This is a genomic window from Xanthomonas sp. F1 (assembly GCF_014199855.1).
Genome location: NZ_JACHOK010000001.1, coordinates 352,272 through 369,980 on the forward strand (window position 1 = coordinate 352,272; position 17,709 = coordinate 369,980).

Below are 17,709 nucleotides of genomic sequence, written 5' to 3' on the forward strand. Positions count from 1 at the left end.
TCTCCCGCGCAGCGAGAAAACGCACTCGGCCACACCGCGCCTCATTGCGCCGGCACTTCCTGGAGCTTGGCCGAATCGATCCGCCAGCGCAGCTGCGCCGCCGAGGCGCCGTCCACGCCGTTGACGCGGCGCAAGACGTAATCACCCTGAAAGCGTTGCCGCGTGCCATCGGTCAGCGTCGCCTCCACGGTGACCGGCACCGGCTGATACACCGAGCCGGCGGCACCGTCGCTGACGCCCAGCGTGCCGATCGTCGCCTTCACCGCACGCGTCTGCGCGAAGCCGGCCTTGAACGCAGCGTAGGATTGCCCCGGACGCCCGTCCTCGCCCCACTGCTGCCAGGCCGTGGCGTAGTCGCGCGCATCGATCGCCGCGTAGTAGCGCCGCACCACGTCGGCCGCGGCCTGCGCGCTGTCGGCGGCCGGCCCGCAGCCAGCGGTGGTCGCCGCGTCGCGGCCGAGCAGCGCACAGCTGCGCGCGATCTCGTCGTCGATCATGGCGCAGCTGTTGGCGGCATTGCAGGGCGGGTGCGTGGCCGGCGACACCGCGCGGCAGGTGGCCACACGCGCCGCCGCGGCGTCGGCGCCGATCTGGTCGGCGCAGGACAGCGGCTCGCCTGCGGCGCTGATGCTCTCCGCAGTCGTCGCAGGCGGTTGCGCAGGCGCAGGTGTCGCGGCCGAAGCGGGATTTGGCGCAGCGGCCGCCGCTGGCGTATCTCCATCCTTGGGCGTCGCCGGCGCCGGCGCGCCCTCACGGCCGCACCCGGACAGCGCGAACGCTGCCATCATCCAGCAAGTCCACATGATCGTACGCATCGGTTTCTCCTGTTCGTTCGCCTCGTTCGGCAACGACGCCCGGCGGCGTGGCGCGCCTGACCGCGCGTTCCACCCCCTGCCGCCAAGGCAACGGCGCGAGCGCGTGCGACAGGCTATCGCGCGCCCCATGTACGCCGGGTATGCGCGACACCTCAGGCCCGGCCGCTGCATCGCCTGGCCGGATCGGCCGCCGCCAGTCCCTCTCCCTCGACGTCCCCTGGCTCGGGCACCGAGGGGCTCGTCGCCGCAGCGCACGATGCAGACGACGCAGTACGACGTCCTCGCCTGGCGCGCCGCGACGGACGTGGCCGAGCGTGCAGCACGCCCACGGCGCTACCGACGCAGCACGCGCTCAGAGCAGCCGTTCGGACACCACCTCGAATGCGACGCGCGGCAGGCGAAAGGCCAGCCCGTCCTCCAGCGTGACGCCCATGGCCTGCAGCCGCGGGCAGGCCAGCGCCCCCGTCAGCCGCAGCGGTTGCAGCGTGGCCGGGTCCACTGGCAACGCGATGCGGGTGCTGGCCCAGCGGCCGTCGCAGGTGCGGGCGATGGCTTCGTCCTGGCAGGTGAGAAACCGCAGCAGGGCCTGGCGCGTGCGGAACGCCGGCGTCCAGTCCGCATCGTGCCAGGCCTCGGCAGGCTGCCAGTGCAGTTGCAGTGCGGGCGCACTGCCCTGTCCTGGTGCGATCTGCGTGCAACCGCTGCCATCGGACTGCAGCGCATGCACGAAGCGCGCGGCCAGATGCGGCTGCATGGCGTCGCTGGCCGCACGCGCACCGGCGACGTAGGCCAATCCCTCCATCACGTTGCGGTCGAACAGCACCACCGGCCCGGCGCCCGCGGCGTCCACGCGACGCAGGTACCACCGCCAGTTGCTCTGCAGCGGCGATGGCAGCAGCTTGCGCAGCGGTCCGGCAAAAGCCGGACCGAAATGGCCGTGGCAATAGCTGAGGATGGTGTACGGCGTGCGCCCCTGGTGCACGACGTAGGCGTAGCCGGGCGGCGGTGGCGGAGCGTGCCGCAACGCGACCCACCAACTCGCATAGACCACCTCGCGTACGTCGCTGCGCAGCGCCGGCAGCGGCCAGCGCCGCGTCAGTGCACGCCACAGCCGGGTCCAGGCCGGTGCGTGCAGCAGGCGCGGCAGCGCGCGCCCGTGCCAGGCAGCGGACGGGTGCCGGTAGACCGCGGCCTCGGCCAGGTCCGGCGCCACCACCGACACCTCAGTCGGCCAGCCCGCGCAGCAGATCGTTGACACTGGTCTTGCTGCGGGTCTTGGCGTCGACCTGCTTGACGATCACCGCGCAGTACAGCGAGTGCGAGCCGTCCTTGGAGGGCAATTGTCCGGACACCACCACGCTGTACGGCGGCACGTAGCCGTAGGAGATCTCGCCGGTGGCGCGGTTGTAGATGCGCGTGCTCTGGCCCAGGAACACGCCCATGCCGATCACGCTGTGGTGGCCGACCACCACACCCTCCACCACCTCCGAGCGCGCGCCGATGAAGCAGTGGTCCTCGATGATGGTGGGGCTGGCCTGCAGCGGCTCGAGCACGCCGCCGATGCCGGCGCCGCCGGACAGGTGGCAGTGCTTGCCGATCTGCGCGCAGGAACCGACCGTGGCCCAGGTGTCGACCATGGTGCCCTCGCCCACGTGCGCGCCGATGTTGGTGAAGCTCGGCATCAGCACCACATCCTTGCCGAAGTAGCTGCCGCGGCGCGCCACCGCGCCCGGCACCACACGCACGCCAGCCTTGCGGAACTCGGCTTCGTGATAGCCGGCGAAGCGCGCTTCGACCTTGTCCCAGAACGGCGCCGGCTGCGCTTCCACCACGGCCATCTCGTTGACCCGGAAGTACAGCAGCACCGCCTTCTTCAGCCACTCGTTGACCTTCCAGCCGCCGTGCCCGTCCGGCTCGGCGACGCGGAACTCGCCGCTTTCCAGGCCGTCGATGACGCGATTGACCACCGGCCGGGTCGATCCTTCGATCTCGTCCAGGGTCAGCGCGGCGCGGCGCTCGAAGGCGCTGTCGATGGTGAACTTCAGCTCGTCGGCGCTGGGCACGGCGAGCGGCTTGGCGCGCAGCGGCTTCGGTGCGGGCTTGGCGGGCTTGGCCGCCGCGGTCGGCGCCGCAGGCGTCGCGGCAGCCGGCTTCTTTGGGGCCGTCTTCTTGGGGGCCGGCGTCTTGGCAGCGGACTTCTTGGCGGCAGGCTTCTTGGTGGCCATCAGCGGGGGTCTCCAGGCGGGGTATCGGGGTCCAGGCAGGCCTGCAGCGCGGCCTGCAACGCCTGGCGGGCGGCGTCGGGCAACGGCAGGTTGTGCTCGTCGGTGATGTGGAACAGATCCTCGGCACGCTCGCCGAAGGTGGCGATGCGCGCGTCGTGCACGCGCAGGTGCTGCCGGCGCAGCACCTGGGCCACGTCCGACAGCAGCCCGGGGCGATCCGGTGCGACCAGGCTGAGCCGGGTCAGGCGGCCGTCGAGGCTCTCGCGGAACTCGATGCGCGGGGCGAAACGGAAATGCCGCAGCTGGCGCGGCACCACCCGCCGCGCCGGGCGCAGCCGCGCCAGGTCGCCGGCCAGCGCCTCGCGCAGACCCGCCTGCAACTGCGCGATGTCGCCGCTGGCGAAGGCGTCGGCGGGCATCACCTCGAAGGTGTCGAAGATCGCGTCGTGCGGGGCGTCGAGCACGCGCGCGCGATGGATGCCGTAGCCGAGCCGGTCCAGGGTCATCACGATCGCGGCGAACAGGCCGTCGCGGTCCGGCGAGTACACGAACACTTCCAGCGCCGCGTCGTCGGGGGTGACGGGGCGCACCTTGACCAGCGTCTCGCCGAGTTCCACCTCCATCAGCGAGGTCGCCTGCCAGGCCAGTTGCTCGGGGCGGAAGCGCAGGAAGCTTTCGTCCGGCATGCCGGCGAACTGGCGATCGATGATGGCGTCGTCGTGGCCCTGCAGATGCATCAGCGCACGCGTGGCCTCGCGCGCCTCCTGCAGGCGCTCGGCCACCGGCAGCGGGTGCTCCAGGCCCTCGCGCAGCGCGCGGCGCGCGGCGAAGTACAGGTCTGCCAGCAGCCGGTCCTTCCAGGCGTTCCACAGCTTGGGGCTGGTGCCGGCGATGTCGGCGCAGGTCAGCAGGTACAGATGATCCAGCCGCTCGCGGTCGCCGACCAGGCTGGCGAAGCGATGGATCACCTCCGGATCGGCGATGTCCTGCTTCTGCGCGGTCACCGACATGCGCAGGTGCTGTTCGACCAGCCAGGCCACCAGGTCGGTGTCGGCGGCGCTGAGCGCATGCGCGGCGCAGAACGCGCGCGCATCCACCGCGCCCAGCTCCGAGTGGTCGCCGCCGCGGCCCTTGGCGATGTCGTGGAACAGACCGGCCAGCAGCAGCAGTTCCGGCTTGCGCAGCCGCGGCCAGACTTCATGCGCGATCGAGAAGCGTTCGTCGGCGCGCGCGTTGGCGAACACCGCCATGTTCTTCAGCACCATCAGCGTGTGCTGGTCGACCGTGTACACATGGAACAGGTCGAACTGCATGCGTCCGGACACCTGCGCGAACGCCGGGATCCACTGCCCGAGCACGCCCAGCCGCGCCATCCGGGTCAGCGTCTGCACCGCGCGCGGGCCGCGCAACAGGGCCAGGAAGCGCTCGCGCGCGGTCGGGCTGGCGCTGGCGTAGGCCGGCAGATGCGGCAGCGCCTCGGCCAGCGCGCGCGCGGTCAGCGAATGCAGGCCGCGGATCTCGCCGTGCGCGGCCCAGGTGGCGAACAACGCGAACACCTGCACCGGATCGGCCTGCGGCCAACGCTCGTCGTCGGCGGCCAGGTAGCCGCGGCGCAACGAGAAACCGCCGTCCAGCGGCTGCGGCTGCGCCTCGCCGTCGAACTGTTCCTCGAAGCGCTGCAGCAGCCGGTCGCTGAGCCGGCGCACGATCGCCGCGCTGCGGTAGAAGCGCTGCATCATCTTTTCGACGCCCAGGCTCTCGACGTCGTCGGAGAACCCCAGGCGCTGCGCCAGGGTCTTCTGGTAATCGAAGCGCAAGCGCTCTTCCGGGCGGTTGGCGACCAGGTGCAGCCCGTAGCGCAACCGCGCCAGTTCGCGGCGCTCGCGGCGCAGCGCGGCGGCCTCGTCGCCGCCGACGTGGCCCAGCCCGATCAACGGCTCCAGGTCGCGCACGCCGAACGCGCGCAGCGCCATCCAGCCCAGGGTGTGCAGGTCGCGCAGGCCACCAGGGCCGTCCTTGATGTCCGGCTCCAGGTTGTCGGCGGTGTCGCCGAAGCGCTGGTGGCGGGCCTGCAGTTCCTCGCGCTTGGCCATGAAGAACTCGCGCGGCGGCCACACCCGCTGCGGCGCGATGGCCGCCGCCAGCGCCGCCTTGGCGGCGGCATCGGCCTGCAGCGGACGCGCCTCGATCAACGCGGTCAGCACGGTCTGGTCAGCGCAGGCCGCGGTGCACTGCGCGGCCGAGCGCACCGCATGGCTGACCGGCACGCCGGCATCCCACAACAGCGGGAACAGCCGCGCCAGCGCCGGCTCGTACGCGGAGTCGAGCTCGCCGAACACCAACAGGTCGATGTCCGAACGCGGGAACAGTTCGCCGCGGCCATAGCCGCCGACCGCGAACAGGGCCAGCCCGGCCTCGCGCGGCACGCAGCGGCTCCAGGCGTGGCGGATCAGTTGATCCAGCGCGCGCGCGCGCAACGCCAGCAGGCGGTCGATGTCGTCGCCCTGGTCGAAGCGCTTGCTCAGCCGCGCATCGGTCTGCGCCAGCAGTTGCCGGACCGCGGCGGCCCAGCCGGCGTCGTCGACACCGGCGTCGGGCATGCCGGCATCGGCGCCGGCCGGCAGCAGGCTCACGGTTCGCCGAGGCCGCCCGGCGACAGGGTCAGCACCTCCACCCCATCCTCGGTGACGGCGACCATGTGCTCCCATTGCGCCGAGAGCTTGCGGTCCTTGGTCACCACGGTCCAGCCGTCCGGCAGCACGCGGGTGTAGCGCGTGCCTTCGTTGATCATCGGCTCGATGGTGAAGGTCATGCCCGGCTTCAGCACCAGACCATCGCCCGGCCGGCCGTAGTGCAGCACCTGCGGCTCGTCGTGGTAGACCTTGCCGATGCCGTGGCCGCAGTACTCGCGCACCACGCTGAAGCGCTCGCTCTCGGCGTACTGCTGGATGGCGTGGCCGATGTCGCCGAGCGTGGCGCCCGGCTTCACCGCGCGGATGCCGCGCCACATCGCCTCGTAGGTGGCCTCGATCAGGCGCCGCGCCATCACCGAGGGGGTGCCCGCGCAGTACATGCGGCTGGTGTCGCCATGCCAGCCGTCCTTGATCACGGTGACGTCGATGTTGACGATGTCGCCGTCCTTGAGGACCTTGCTCTCACTGGGGATGCCGTGGCAGATCACGTTGTTCACCGACGTGCACACGGTCTTCGGAAAGCCGCGATAGCCGACGTTGGCCGGCACCGCCTGCTGCACCTTGACGATATGGTCGTGGCAGATGCGGTCCAGCTCGGCGGTGGTGACGCCGGGCTTCACGTACGGGCCGATCAGGTCCAGTACCTCGGCGGCCAGGCGGCCGGCCACGCGCATCTTCTCGATGTCCTGCGGAGTTTTCAGATTGACGGTCATGGTCGTCATTATCGCTCATCCCGGCGCTGGCTGAACGCGCCGGGCGATTCGGCGGTTTTCCGGCGCGGCGACGAGGCCTTCGTTGCCTTCACCGGACTGAACACGCGGTCCTGTGGTTGTCATCTCATGTGAAATCTGGATGACGATCCAATAAAACGTGAACTGGCCCGCAGTTTGCAATGGGAGCGACACCGGCGGTTGTCCGCCATCACTGAAGAACCCTGCCATGTACCTCTTCCATCGCGTTCTCGCCTTCCTCGTGCTGTTCGCCGCCGGGACCGGCCTGGCCTGGGCCCAGTCCGACTCGCGCACCTTCAACGTCAAGATCCAGATCACCAGCGTCTGCGACATCCAGACCGCGCCCACCGACGTCGATTTCGGCAGCGTCAATTCCACCCAGACGGCGATCAACAGCACCGGCACCTTGAACGTGCGCTGCACCTCCGGCACGCCGTACAACATCGCGCTCAACGCCGGTTCCGGCTCCGGCGCCACGGTCACCACCCGCACCATGGGCAGCGCCGACGTCAGCAACACCGCGCGCGTGCCCTATGCGCTGTACCGCAATGCCGCGCGCACCCAGAACTGGGGCTCGACCATCGGCACCGACACCCAGGCCGGCACCGGCAATGGTGCAGTGCAACCGATCACCGTCTACGGCCAGGTCGCCAGCACCAACTACCCTGCGGGTTCATACAGCGACGTCGTCACCGCCACCGTCACCTGGTAACCGGAGCCGCCTGCATGCGTTTGCGACTGCATTCCTTCCTGCGCCTGCCGGCGCTCGCCGCGCTGTGGCTGGCGGCTGGCGCGGCCGTCGCCGCGAGCCTGCAGGTGGCGCCGACATCGGTGTCCCTGCGTGCCGAGGAGACCGCGCAGGGCGTCTGGCTGAGCAACAGCGGCGATGTGCCGCTGCGCGCGCAGGTGCGCGTGTTCCGCTGGCAGCAGCGCGACGGCGAGGATGTGCTCGACCCCAGCGACCGCATCGCGCTCAGCCCACCGATGCTGGAACTGGCGCCGCACGCGCGGCAGCTGGTCCGCGTGATCCGCCTGGATCCCGCGCCCGCTACCGGCGAGGACGCCTACCGCATCCTGGTCGACGAATTGCCCAGCCAGGACGCCAGCGGCAACACCAACGCCGGGCTGCAGTTCGTGCTGCGCTATTCGGTGCCGGTGTTCCTCAAGCCGGCCGTGGCTACCGCGCCGGTACTGCACGCGCGACTGGTCCGCGACGGCGCGGGTGCGGCGCTGGAAGTGCTCAACCAGGGCAACGGCCACGCGCAGCTGGTGGACCTGCAGTTCGTCGCCGGCGATGGCCGGCGCAGCGCCATCGCCGATGGCCTGGCCGGCTACGTGCTGCCGGGCCAGCGCAAGCGCTGGCCGCTGCCGGCAACGCTGGCGCAGACACAGGGAGCGTTCGAGGCAAGGATCAATGGCGAACCGCGCGCGCAGTCGCTGGTCGTGGACGCCGCGGCGCCCTGAGCTGCTGCTGGCCCTGTGGGCCGGCACCGCCGCGCTCGCCGTCGCCCAGCCTCAACCTCCCACCCCGCCCCAGGCCGCTGCACCGGCACAGGAGACCCTGTACCTGGAGGTCACCCTGAACCAGACCCGCCAGCCCGGCCTGTTCCAGTTCCAGCGCGACGGCGAGCAACTGCACGCCACTGCCGCGACCCTGCGCCAGCTCGGCCTGCGCGTGGACGGCGGCGACGCCAGCACGGCGATCGCCTTGGGCGAGCTGGACGGCGTGCGCTTCCGCTACGACGCCGGCCTGCAGCAGTTGGCCATCGACGCGCCGGTGGCGCTGCTCGACGTCGCCACCACCCGGATCGACGCGCGCGGCGGCGTACCGTCGCTGCCAGCAACCAGTTCGCCCGGCGCCCTGCTCGACTACGACCTCTATGCCAGCCGCCAGGGCGGCGCCAGCAATCTCACCGCCAGCGGCGAACTGCGCGTGTTCGGCCTGGGCGATGGCCTGCTGCGGCAATCCTTCATCGGCCGACTGTATCGCGAGCCGCAGCGCGACTGGCGCGCCCAGGCGATCCGCCTGGACACGCAGTGGCAATGGTCGTTGCCCGATCGCATGACCAGCGTAGTGCTGGGCGACACCTTCAGCAGCAGCACCAGTTGGAGCCGCACCCTGCGCCTGGGCGGGGTACGCGTGGGCAGCGACTTCGGCCTGCAGCCGTACCGCGCGATCACCCCGTTGCCGGAATTCCTCGGCGAAGTGGCGGTGCCGTCCAGCGTGGATCTGTACGTCAACGGCATCCGCCAGTACGGCGCGCAGTTGCCGGCCGGGCCGTTCCAGCTGTCCGCCGCGCCCGGCGTGGACGGCGCCGGCAACGCCCAGGTGGTGATCACCGACGCCTACGGTCGCACCCGCTCGCTGGCCTTTCCGTTCTATGCGACCCAGGATCTGCTGGCCAGCGGCCTGACCGACTGGTCGCTGGCGCTTGGCCGGGTGCGCGAGGACTACGGCGTCGCCGACTTCGCCTATGCCGGGGACACGGTCGGCAGCGCCAGTTGGCGGCGCGGCGTCGGCCCGCGCTTCACCGCCGAGGCGCATGCCGAGGCCGGGGCCGGTGTGCGCAACGCCGGCGTCGGCGGCCTGTGGCTGCTGCCGCGCGCGGGTGTGTTCGGGGCCTCGCTGGCACACGGCGGCGCGGCCGGCCAGCAAGGCCTGCAGTACGCGCTCAGCTATCGCTGGAACAACGGCCGCTTCAACCTGGCGATGGACACCCAGCGTGCGCAATCCGGCTATCGCGACGTGGCCGCGCGCTACAGCGCCGCGCCGCCGCGGGTCAGCGAGCGCGCCCTGTTCGGCAGCACCTGGGACGGCGTCGGCAACATCGCCCTGAGCTATGTGCGCCTGGCCTACCCCGACAGCGGCGACCAGCGCTATGCCAGCCTGTTCTGGACCCGTGCCCTGGCACGGCAATCGTCGCTGAACCTGAGCATCAACCAGAATCTGGACCAGGCCAGCGACCGCAGCGTGTACCTGGGCTGGTCGATCGCGCTGGATGGCCGCCGCCAGGCCGGCGTCGCCGTGCAACGCATCGGCGCGCGCACCAGTGCGACGGCCGACCTCAGCCAGGCGGCCGCGGCCGACGGCGGCAGCGGCTGGCGGCTGCAGGCGCGCGGCGGGCAGGATGGCGGCGGCGGCTTGGCGGAAGCGAGCTGGCGCAGCGCCAGCGCCCGCTATGCCGGCGGTATCGCCAGCGCCGGTGGCCAGAGCTACGGCTATGCCGAGGCGGCCGGCGGCCTGGCCTGGATCGGTGGCGGTTGGTTCCGTGGCCGCGATCTCGACCAGGCCTTCGCCCTGGTCTCCACCGGCGGCGTCGCCAACGTCCCGGTGTTGCTGGAGAACCGGCCGATCGGCCGCACCGATGCGCGCGGCTTCCTGCTGGTCACGCCGCTGCTGGCCTGGCAGCACAACCGCCTGTCCATCGATCCGATGCGGCTGTCGCCGGAACTGCGGCCGGAGCAGGTCGACCAGATCGTGGTGCCGCGCGACCGCACCGCGGTGGTGGTGGCGTTTCCGATCCGCCACAGCGACGGGGTGCTGGTGCAGTTGCACGATGCCGCCGACGCGCCATTGCCGGTGGGCAGCCGCCTGCGTGGGCCGGGCATCGACACGGTGGTCGGCTACGATGGCCAAGCCTATGTGGAAGGGCTCAGACCCGGCCGCAACGACCTGGAGGTGGACATGCACGGCAGCCGTTGCCGGTTGCGGATCGAACGCACGACGCAGGCGCCGCCCACGCGGTTGGGTCCACTGCGCTGCCTGCCGGAGACCACGCCATGAGCGCGCGCGCCTGGCGGATGCTGCTGCCGGCGCTGCTGCTGGTGGCCACGGCGCTGCTGCCGTCGCGCGCCGCGGCCACCACCACCTGTACGGCACAGGCCACTGCGCTCAGCTTCGGCACCCTCTCCGACAGCGCCGCCACCGACGCCACCGCGCAGATCCTGGTGACCTGCCAGACCGGCGCACTGAGCATCCTGGGCACCATCTACGTGCGCATGTGCCTGAACATCGGCGAGGGCGCACAAGGCGCAGGCCTTGGCATCACCCCGCGGCGCATGCTCAACCCGCTCAACGACAGCCTCGGCTTCCAGCTCTACCGCGACAGCGCGCGCAGCCTGATCTGGGGCAGCGCCCTCAGCGGCTCCACCCCACTGCAGGTGGACCTTACCTATTCGTCGCTGGCGACTGGCGGCACCGGCAACGCCACCTACACCATCTACGCGCGGGTGCCGCTGCAGAGCGGCATCGCCACCGGGCTGTACCAGAACAGCTTCAGCGGGGTGTACACCAACCTGCAGTACCGCTACGACGAACCGCTGATCGGCAACCCCGCGGTGATACCCGCCTCCTGCACCACCGGCGGCAAGGGCGGCGGCACCTCGGTGCAGTTCCCGTTCGTGACCACCGCCACCGCCGCGCCGACCTGTACGATCGCCAGCATCGCCGACCTGGATTTCGGCAATCAGTCGGGCCTGATCGACAACCCGCTGAACTACACCACCGCGCTCAGCATGAACTGCCGCGCCCGCACCGCCTGGCAGGTGAGCCTGGACAACGGCCAGAACGCCAGCGGCAACGTGCGCCGCATGCGCAGCGCCAGCGGCCAGTACCTGACCTACGAGCTGTACCGCGACGCCGCACGCACCCAGCGCTGGGGCAGCACCCTGAACAGCGATACCCAGACCGGCACCGGGACCGGCAGCGCGCAGTCGCTGACCCTGTACGGGCAGGTCCCGGCCCGGCAGACCCCCGCCCCTGGCAGTTACAGCGACGTGGTCAAGGTCACCGTCACCTACTGAGGCCTGAACGGCGCCGTCGCGCCGGTCAAGTTACCGCGACCCGGGCCGTTATAGGCTGTGTCCGCCCCGGAGTCCGACTTGATGACCGTGCCGTTCCTGCGACCGCTGCTGCTGGCGAGCCTGTGCGTGGCCGGCACCGATGCGGCGGCGCAGCCCGCTGTCGGCACCGGCGGCGCCCTGTTGCGGATCGGCATCCGCATCGAGCGCAGTTGCGAGATCGGTGCCCTGGCCCGCGCGCAGCCCGGGGCGCTGCCGAGCGTCGCCTGCAACCGTCCGCTGGCCTATCAGGTCAACATCGACGGCGCGCCCGCGCCCAGTGTCGGAACCGCGCTGGCGTTGAGGCTGTCCGCGGCAGGCGCCGCGCCGCGCGGCCCGGCGCGCTACGCCACGGTCGCGTTCTAGTGGGCGGCGCCCGCCGAGCGCGCACGCGCCCGCTGCTAACGCTGCTGCTGGCGCTGGCCGGCAGCGCCGACGCGACCGGGGTGCGGATCAGCCCGACCCTGGTGCAACTGACCCCCGGCGAGACCAGCACCGAGATCTGGCTGAGCAACACCCAGGACCGCCCCTGGCAGGCGCAGGTCCAGGTGTACCGGTGGCGGCAGACCGACGGGATGGACGACCTGGAGAGCACCGACGAGGTCCGCGCGAGCCCCCAATCGATCGATATCCCGGCGCAGGGACGGCAACTGCTGCGGCTGGTGCGTACCGGCCCCGCCAGCGCCGACGAAGCCGCCTACCGCCTGGTGCTGGAGGAACGCGCCACGCCGCCCGACGCCGCCGCGCCCGCCACGCCGGGCGCGCCGCTGCTGCTGCGCTATTCCACACCGGTGTTCCTGAGTGCGCCGGATCCGGCAGCCGCATCGCGCCTCAGCGCCCACCTGATCGCCGGCGCGCATGGGCCGGAGCTGGTGGTGCACAATCACGGCAGCGCCCATGCCAGGCTCAGCGACCTGAGCTTCATCGGCGCCGACGGCCATCCCCTGACCCTGTTCCCCAGCCTCGCCGGCTACGTCCTGGCCGGCGACTACAAGCGCTGGCCGTTGCCGGCCGCCGCGGCCGCCCCCGGCGGCCGCTTCGCGGCACGGCTCGACGACCAGGCACCGCTGCAGCCGCTGCCGGCCGAATGAGCCGCGCGGCGCATTGCGCCACCGCCTTCCGCCAGGTATAGTGCGCGGCTTCGTCGTGCCTGTCATCGGCCGATGGACCGTCCACGCCGGACGCACCGGCGAATTCACACTTGCTGCCATCGCCCGTGCCGGGGTGCTCCGCAAGGAGTTCGGCCACGGAGACAGCAGGGAGGCCCAACCCCGGAATCGTCGTGCGGACCCACAAAGGCCGCCGTCATGCGCGCGCTTCACCCTTTCCTGCCCGCGCACGGCCGGTTCCCCATCAGGAGTCACTGCAATGCCCCAGGTCACCATGCGTCAGATGCTGGAAGCCGGCGTCCACTTCGGCCACCAGACCCGCTACTGGAACCCCAAGATGGCGCCGTACATCTTCGGCGCGCGCGGCAAGATCCACATCATCAACCTCGAGAAGACGGTTCCGCTGTTCAACGACGCGATGAACTTCATCTCCAGCGTCGCGCAGAAGCGCGGCACCATCCTGTTCCTGGGCACCAAGCGCAGCGCCCGCGACGCGGTGAAGGAAGAAGCCGAGCGTTGCGGCCAGCCGTTCATGACCCAGCGCTGGCTGGGCGGCACGCTGACCAACTTCCGCACCGTCAAGCAGTCGGTGGCGCGTCTGAAGGAGCTGGAAGCGGCCGAGACCGACGGCACCTTCGACAAGCTGGTCAAGCACGAAGTGCTGACCCTGCGCCGCGAGCGCGACAAGCTGGAAGCCTCGCTGGGCGGCATCAAGGAAATGAACCGCCTGCCCGACGCCCTGTTCGTCATCGACATCGGCCATGAAGACATCGCCATCAAGGAAGCCAAGAAGCTCGGCATCCCGGTGATCGCGGTGGTCGACACCAACTACAACCCGGACCTGGTGGACTACGCCATCCCGGGCAACGACGACGCCATCCGCGCCGTGCAGCTGTACGCCCGTGCCGCCGCCGACGCCGTGCTGGAAGGCAAGGCCGCTGCGCCGAACGCCGCCAGCGTGCGCGAGGAAGAGTTCGCCGAGGGCGGCGACGACAAGGGCCGCGGCCCGCGCAAGAACGGCAAGAAGGCCGAAGAGACCGCTCCCGCCGCCGAGTAACCGGCGCGCCATGCGGCTGCGCGATCATGCGCAGCCGCCGCCCGGCGCGTTCGGCGCGCCCGGCTTCGCGAGCGCCGCCTGCGGCGCCCGCTCCCAAGATCTTCCGGCCGGCCGCAAGCCGGCCTTTTCCCACCTTTCGTGAGGACATCCCGTGGAAATCACTGCTTCCCTGGTCAAGGAACTGCGCGAGCGCACTGGCGCCGGCATGATGGAGTGCAAGAAGGCGCTCACCGAGAACGCCGGCAACATCGACAACGCTGCCGAGTGGCTGCGCAAGTCGGGCCTGGCCAAGGCCGACAAGAAGGCCGACCGCGTCGCCGCCGAAGGCCGCATCGCGATGGCCCAGGACGGCGGCAAGGCGGTCCTGGTCGAAATCAACTCCGAGACCGACTTCGTCGCCAAGGACAACAACTTCCTGGCCTTCACCGACGCCGTGGTCCAGGCTGCGCTGACCTCCGGCGCCGCCGACGTCGAAGCGTTGAAGAGCGCCAAGCTGCCCGGCGGCGAGACCGTCGAGGAAGCCCGCGCCGCGGTCATCGCCAAGGTCGGCGAGAACGTGCAGGTGCGCCGCCTGGTGCGCATCGACAGCGCCAACAACGTCGCCGCCTACGTGCACGGCGGCCGCATCGGCGTGCTGGTCGAGGTCAAGGGCGGCGACGCCGACCTGGCCCGCGGCATCGCCATGCACATCGCGGCGATGAACCCGCCGCACGTCAAGGCGTCCGACGTGCCGGCCGAGTTCGTGGCCAAGGAAAAGGAAATCGAGCTGGCCAAGATGTCGGAGAAGGACAAGGCCAAGCCGGCCGACATCCTGGAGAAGATCATCAGCGGCAAGATCGCCAAGATCGTCAACGAAGTCACCCTGTACGGCCAGCCCTACGTGCTGAACACCGACCAGACCGTGGAGCAGGCGGTGAAGGCCGCCGGCGCCGACGTGGTCGGCTTCCAGCGCCTGGCGGTGGGCGAAGGCATCGAGAAGGTGGTGGAAGACTACGCCGCAGAAGTGATGAAGCAGGCCGGCCTGGCCTGATCCCGCGCCCGGGAAGAAAAGAGCCGCGCACTGTCGCGGCTTTTTTTTTGCGGGTGTACGCTGCGCGGGCCGGGACAGGCCGCTGCCCCACCTCTCATTCCATGCCGTATCGGAAGTGCATGCACCCTGAACTCGAAGCGATCCTGAGCCACTCCCGCGACCTGCCCTCGCCGCCCGGCGTTGCCCTGCGCATCATCGAACTGGCGCAGGATGCGGACGTGGATCTCGCCGCCACCGCCGACGCCATCGCCATGGACATGGCGCTGAGCGCGCGCATGCTGCGCATCGCCAACTCCCCGCTGTACGCCAGCCGGCGCCGCGTCGACAACCTCGGCCAGGCCCTGACCATGCTCGGCCTGAACGCCGCGCTGAGCCTGGCGCTGGGCTTTTCGATGGTGCAGAGCCTGCGTGGCGGCAGCGGCGAGCCGCAGGAACGGCTGTGGCGGCGCAGCGTGCTGGCGGCGCTGGCCAGCCGCCTGCTCGGCCAGGTCGCGGGGCTGCGCAAGCACGAGGAGCTGATGCTGGCCGGGCTGCTGCAGGACATGGGCGCGCTGGCCCTGCTGCACGTCTGCCACGACCAGTACGCCGCGCTGCTGCGCGAGGCCGCCGGCGATCCGCAGCGGCTGAGCGCGCTGGAGCGCGAACATCTGGGCGCCGACCGTGCCGAAGTCGGCGCCTGGCTGGCGCAGAAATGGAAGCTGCCCGGCTACCTGCAGCGCAGCATCGGCAGCGGCGGCGACACCACGGCCGCGACCGACCCCTTCGACATCTGCGTGCGGCTGTCCGGCCCGATCGCCGATATCTGGCTCAGCAACGACCCCGAAGCCGCGCGCACCCACGCCATGCAACGCGCCTACCACGAGCTGCAGCTGGACAGCCGCCGCTTCGACGAGGTGGTCGGCCACATCGCCGAGGCGTTGCCGGCAGTCAGCCCGATCTTCGATGTGCGCATCGCACAGCCGGAACGGGTCGATGCGATCATCAGCCACGCGCGCGAGCTGATGGTGCTGCGCAACCTGCGCGAAGTGCAGGAAGCCAACCGCGTGCGCCAGCGTGCCGACGAGTACGAGCAGCACGCGCGACGCCTGGCCGAACAGGCCAGCCGCGACGCCCTCACTGGCGTATTCAATCGGCACCAGCTGGACACCCTGCTCAAGCAGCAGTTCGAGCTGGCCAACCGCCACGACTGGCCGCTATCGGTGGCCTTCATCGACCTGGACGATTTCAAGAAGATCAACGACGCGCACGGCCACCTGGTCGGCGACCAGGTGCTGCGCGCGTTCGCGCAGACCCTGCAGCCGCTGCTGCGCAGCAGCGACACCGTGGCGCGCTTCGGCGGCGAGGAGTTCCTGGTGCTGCTGCCCAACACCGGCGAGGAAGCCGCGCTCGGGGTGATGCGGCGCATCCTCGCCGAGATCGCGCAGCGGCCCATGACCGAAACCAAGCAGGGGCCGCTGCACATCAGCTTCTCCGCGGGCGTGGCCACCCAGGGCGGCCGCGAGCGCTTCAACAGCGCGCAGGAACTGCTGCAGGCAGCCGACGACATGCTGTACAGCGCCAAGCACGGCGGTCGCAACCGCGTCACCGCGCGCTCGTCCGGCGAGGCGCAACGCTGAAGCATCGCCGACGGCACAGACGCGCTGGCGCGCATCGGCTAAAATCGTGTGGTTTGCCCGTCATCCCCCAACGAGGTCGCCATGTCCCAGCTCGCCTATCGCCGTATCCTGTTGAAACTTTCCGGCGAAGCGCTGATGGGAGACGGGGACTACGGCATCGACCCCAAGATCATCAATCGCCTCGCCCATGAGGTGATCGAGGCGCAGCAGGCCGGCGCCGAAGTGGCGCTGGTGATCGGCGGCGGCAACATCTTCCGCGGCGCCGGCCTGGCCGCCAACGGCATGGACCGGGTCACCGGCGACCACATGGGCATGCTCGCCACCGTCATCAACGCACTGGCGATGCAGGACGCGCTGGAGAAGCTCGGCGCCAAGGTGCGGGTGATGAGCGCGATCAAGATCAACGACGTGTGCGAGGACTTCATCCGTCGCCGCGCGATCCGCCACCTTGAGAAGGGCCGCATCGCGATCTTCGCCGCCGGCACCGGCAATCCCTTCTTCACCACCGACTCCGGCGCGGCGCTGCGCGCGATCGAGATCGGCGCCGACCTGCTGCTGAAGGCGACCAAGGTCGACGGCGTGTACGACAAGGACCCGAAGAAGCACGCCGACGCGGTGCGCTTCGACAGCCTGACCTACGACGAAGTCATCGCCCGCAACCTCGAGGTGATGGACACCGCCGCCTTCGCCCTGGCCCGCGACAGCGACCTGCCGCTGCGCATCTTCAACATGGGCCAGCCCGGCGAACTGCTGAAGATCCTGCGCGGCGCCGAGATCGGCACGTTGGTGAAGGGTCGGGGCTGATGCCCCGACCCGGGATTGGGGATTGGGGATTGGGGATTGGGGATTGGGGATTCGCAAGAGCGTTGCGCGCTGCAGCATCGCACCTGCGGGAACGCCATCGCGGTGCATAGCGCCTGAAGCGCGGCTTTTGCGAATTCCCAATCCCGAATCCCCAATCCCGGCCCCACGCCTTTCCCGGCTATAATCGTCCGATTCAGATTCAGCACGGACACCGGCGATGCTCAACGAAATCAAGCAAGACGCACAGACCCGCATGGCCAAGAGCATCGACGCGCTGCGTCATACACTCATCAAGGTGCGCACCGGCCGCGCGTCGACCGCCTTGGTCGAGCACCTGAAGGTCAACTACTACGGCTCGGACATGCCGCTGAGCCAGGTCGCCAGCGTCGCCGTCGCCGATGCGCGTTCGCTGACCATCACCCCCTGGGAAAAGCAGATGGTCGGCGCGGTCGAGAAGGCGATCCTGGCCTCGGACCTGGGCCTGACCCCGAACACCGCCGGCACCACCATCCGCCTCAACCTGCCCGCGCTCACCGAGGAGCGCCGCCGCGAGCTGTCCAAGGTCGTGCACGGCGAAGGCGAGGACACCAAGGTCGCGATCCGCAACATCCGCCGCGACGCCAACCAGCAGGTCAAGGACCTGCTGAAGGACAAGAAGGTCACCGAGGACGAGGCCCGCGCCAGCGAGGACGACATCCAGAAGCTGACCGACAAGGCGATCAAGGACGTGGACGACGTAGTCAAGGGCAAGGAACAGGAACTGATGGCGGTCTGAGCCTGCGCCTGCCGG

General features: G+C 70.4%; 17 protein-coding genes. 11 read left to right on the forward strand and 6 right to left on the reverse strand.

Translation table 11 applies throughout. From position 1 onward, the window contains the following. Window positions 1-41: 41 nt before the first annotated feature. The 6 genes from GGR71_RS20930 to GGR71_RS01575 form a co-directional block, all read right to left on the reverse strand. Window positions 42-815 (reverse strand): hypothetical protein, encoded by a 774-nt coding sequence (locus tag GGR71_RS20930; RefSeq protein WP_237474206.1) that lies wholly within the window; start codon window positions 813-815, stop codon window positions 42-44. A 352-nt stretch (window positions 816-1,167) separates the two neighbouring features. Next, entirely contained in the window at window positions 1,168-2,031 is an 864-nt protein-coding gene (locus tag GGR71_RS01555; protein ID WP_160957213.1) for a hypothetical protein, read from the reverse strand. 7 nt (window positions 2,032-2,038) lie between these two features. Next, window positions 2,039-3,040, reverse strand: coding sequence for a 2,3,4,5-tetrahydropyridine-2,6-dicarboxylate N-succinyltransferase (gene dapD / locus GGR71_RS01560; RefSeq protein WP_160957185.1), 1,002 nt, complete (start codon window positions 3,038-3,040; stop codon window positions 2,039-2,041). After that, window positions 3,040-5,640, reverse strand: coding sequence for a [protein-PII] uridylyltransferase (locus GGR71_RS01565; RefSeq protein WP_160957214.1), 2,601 nt, complete (start codon window positions 5,638-5,640; stop codon window positions 3,040-3,042). The genes dapD and GGR71_RS01565 overlap by 1 nt, the downstream gene beginning before the upstream one ends. 29 nt (window positions 5,641-5,669) lie before the next feature. Further along, window positions 5,670-6,446 (reverse strand): type I methionyl aminopeptidase, encoded by a 777-nt coding sequence (map, locus tag GGR71_RS01570; protein WP_237474207.1) that lies wholly within the window; start codon window positions 6,444-6,446, stop codon window positions 5,670-5,672. A gap of 15 nt (window positions 6,447-6,461) precedes the next feature. Beyond that, window positions 6,462-6,674 (reverse strand): hypothetical protein, encoded by a 213-nt coding sequence (locus GGR71_RS01575; protein ID WP_160957187.1) that lies wholly within the window; start codon window positions 6,672-6,674, stop codon window positions 6,462-6,464. On the opposite strand from GGR71_RS01575, the gene GGR71_RS01580 reads away from it, so the two are divergent. The 11 genes from GGR71_RS01580 to frr all read left to right on the forward strand — a co-directional run bounded on the left by GGR71_RS01580 (window position 6,673) and on the right by frr (window position 17,694). Continuing rightward, window positions 6,673-7,176, forward strand: coding sequence for a Csu type fimbrial protein (locus GGR71_RS01580; RefSeq protein WP_048491225.1), 504 nt, complete (start codon window positions 6,673-6,675; stop codon window positions 7,174-7,176). The genes GGR71_RS01575 and GGR71_RS01580 overlap by 2 nt on opposite strands. 14 nt (window positions 7,177-7,190) lie before the next feature. Continuing rightward, window positions 7,191-7,928 carry a fimbrial biogenesis chaperone gene (locus GGR71_RS01585; RefSeq protein WP_160957188.1) on the forward strand — a complete coding sequence of 246 codons (738 nt, stop codon included), beginning with the start codon at window positions 7,191-7,193 and terminating at the stop codon, window positions 7,926-7,928. Continuing rightward, the gene (locus GGR71_RS01590) at window positions 7,879-10,248 is read left to right on the forward strand and encodes a fimbria/pilus outer membrane usher protein (RefSeq protein WP_160957189.1); all 2,370 of its coding nucleotides are present in this window, start codon (window positions 7,879-7,881) and stop codon (window positions 10,246-10,248) included. Before GGR71_RS01585 ends, GGR71_RS01590 begins: the two co-directional genes overlap by 50 nt. Then, window positions 10,245-11,267 (forward strand): Csu type fimbrial protein, encoded by a 1,023-nt coding sequence (locus GGR71_RS01595; RefSeq protein WP_160957190.1) that lies wholly within the window; start codon window positions 10,245-10,247, stop codon window positions 11,265-11,267. Before GGR71_RS01590 ends, GGR71_RS01595 begins: the two co-directional genes overlap by 4 nt. An 81-nt stretch (window positions 11,268-11,348) precedes the next feature. Then, window positions 11,349-11,669, forward strand: coding sequence for a hypothetical protein (locus tag GGR71_RS01600; RefSeq protein ID WP_160957191.1), 321 nt, complete (start codon window positions 11,349-11,351; stop codon window positions 11,667-11,669). Next, window positions 11,669-12,394 carry a fimbrial biogenesis chaperone gene (locus GGR71_RS01605; RefSeq protein ID WP_456362566.1) on the forward strand — a complete coding sequence of 242 codons (726 nt, stop codon included), beginning with the start codon at window positions 11,669-11,671 and terminating at the stop codon, window positions 12,392-12,394. The genes GGR71_RS01600 and GGR71_RS01605 overlap by 1 nt, the downstream gene beginning before the upstream one ends. 277 nt (window positions 12,395-12,671) lie before the next feature. Continuing rightward, window positions 12,672-13,469, forward strand: coding sequence for a 30S ribosomal protein S2 (gene rpsB / locus GGR71_RS01610; protein WP_017908839.1), 798 nt, complete (start codon window positions 12,672-12,674; stop codon window positions 13,467-13,469). 151 nt (window positions 13,470-13,620) lie between these two features. Then, complete coding sequence (tsf, locus tag GGR71_RS01615) at window positions 13,621-14,499, forward strand: translation elongation factor Ts (RefSeq protein ID WP_048491229.1); 879 nt, start codon at window positions 13,621-13,623, stop codon at window positions 14,497-14,499. 119 nt (window positions 14,500-14,618) lie between these two features. Further along, window positions 14,619-16,115 carry a GGDEF domain-containing protein gene (locus GGR71_RS01620; protein ID WP_160957192.1) on the forward strand — a complete coding sequence of 499 codons (1,497 nt, stop codon included), beginning with the start codon at window positions 14,619-14,621 and terminating at the stop codon, window positions 16,113-16,115. Window positions 16,116-16,196: 81 nt separating this feature from the next. After that, on the forward strand, window positions 16,197-16,919 hold the full coding sequence (gene pyrH / locus GGR71_RS01625; protein WP_010344040.1) for a UMP kinase: 723 nt from the start codon (window positions 16,197-16,199) through the stop codon (window positions 16,917-16,919). Window positions 16,920-17,136: 217 nt separating this feature from the next. Further along, complete coding sequence (frr, locus tag GGR71_RS01630) at window positions 17,137-17,694, forward strand: ribosome recycling factor (RefSeq protein WP_160963976.1); 558 nt, start codon at window positions 17,137-17,139, stop codon at window positions 17,692-17,694. Window positions 17,695-17,709: the final 15 nt, after the last annotated feature.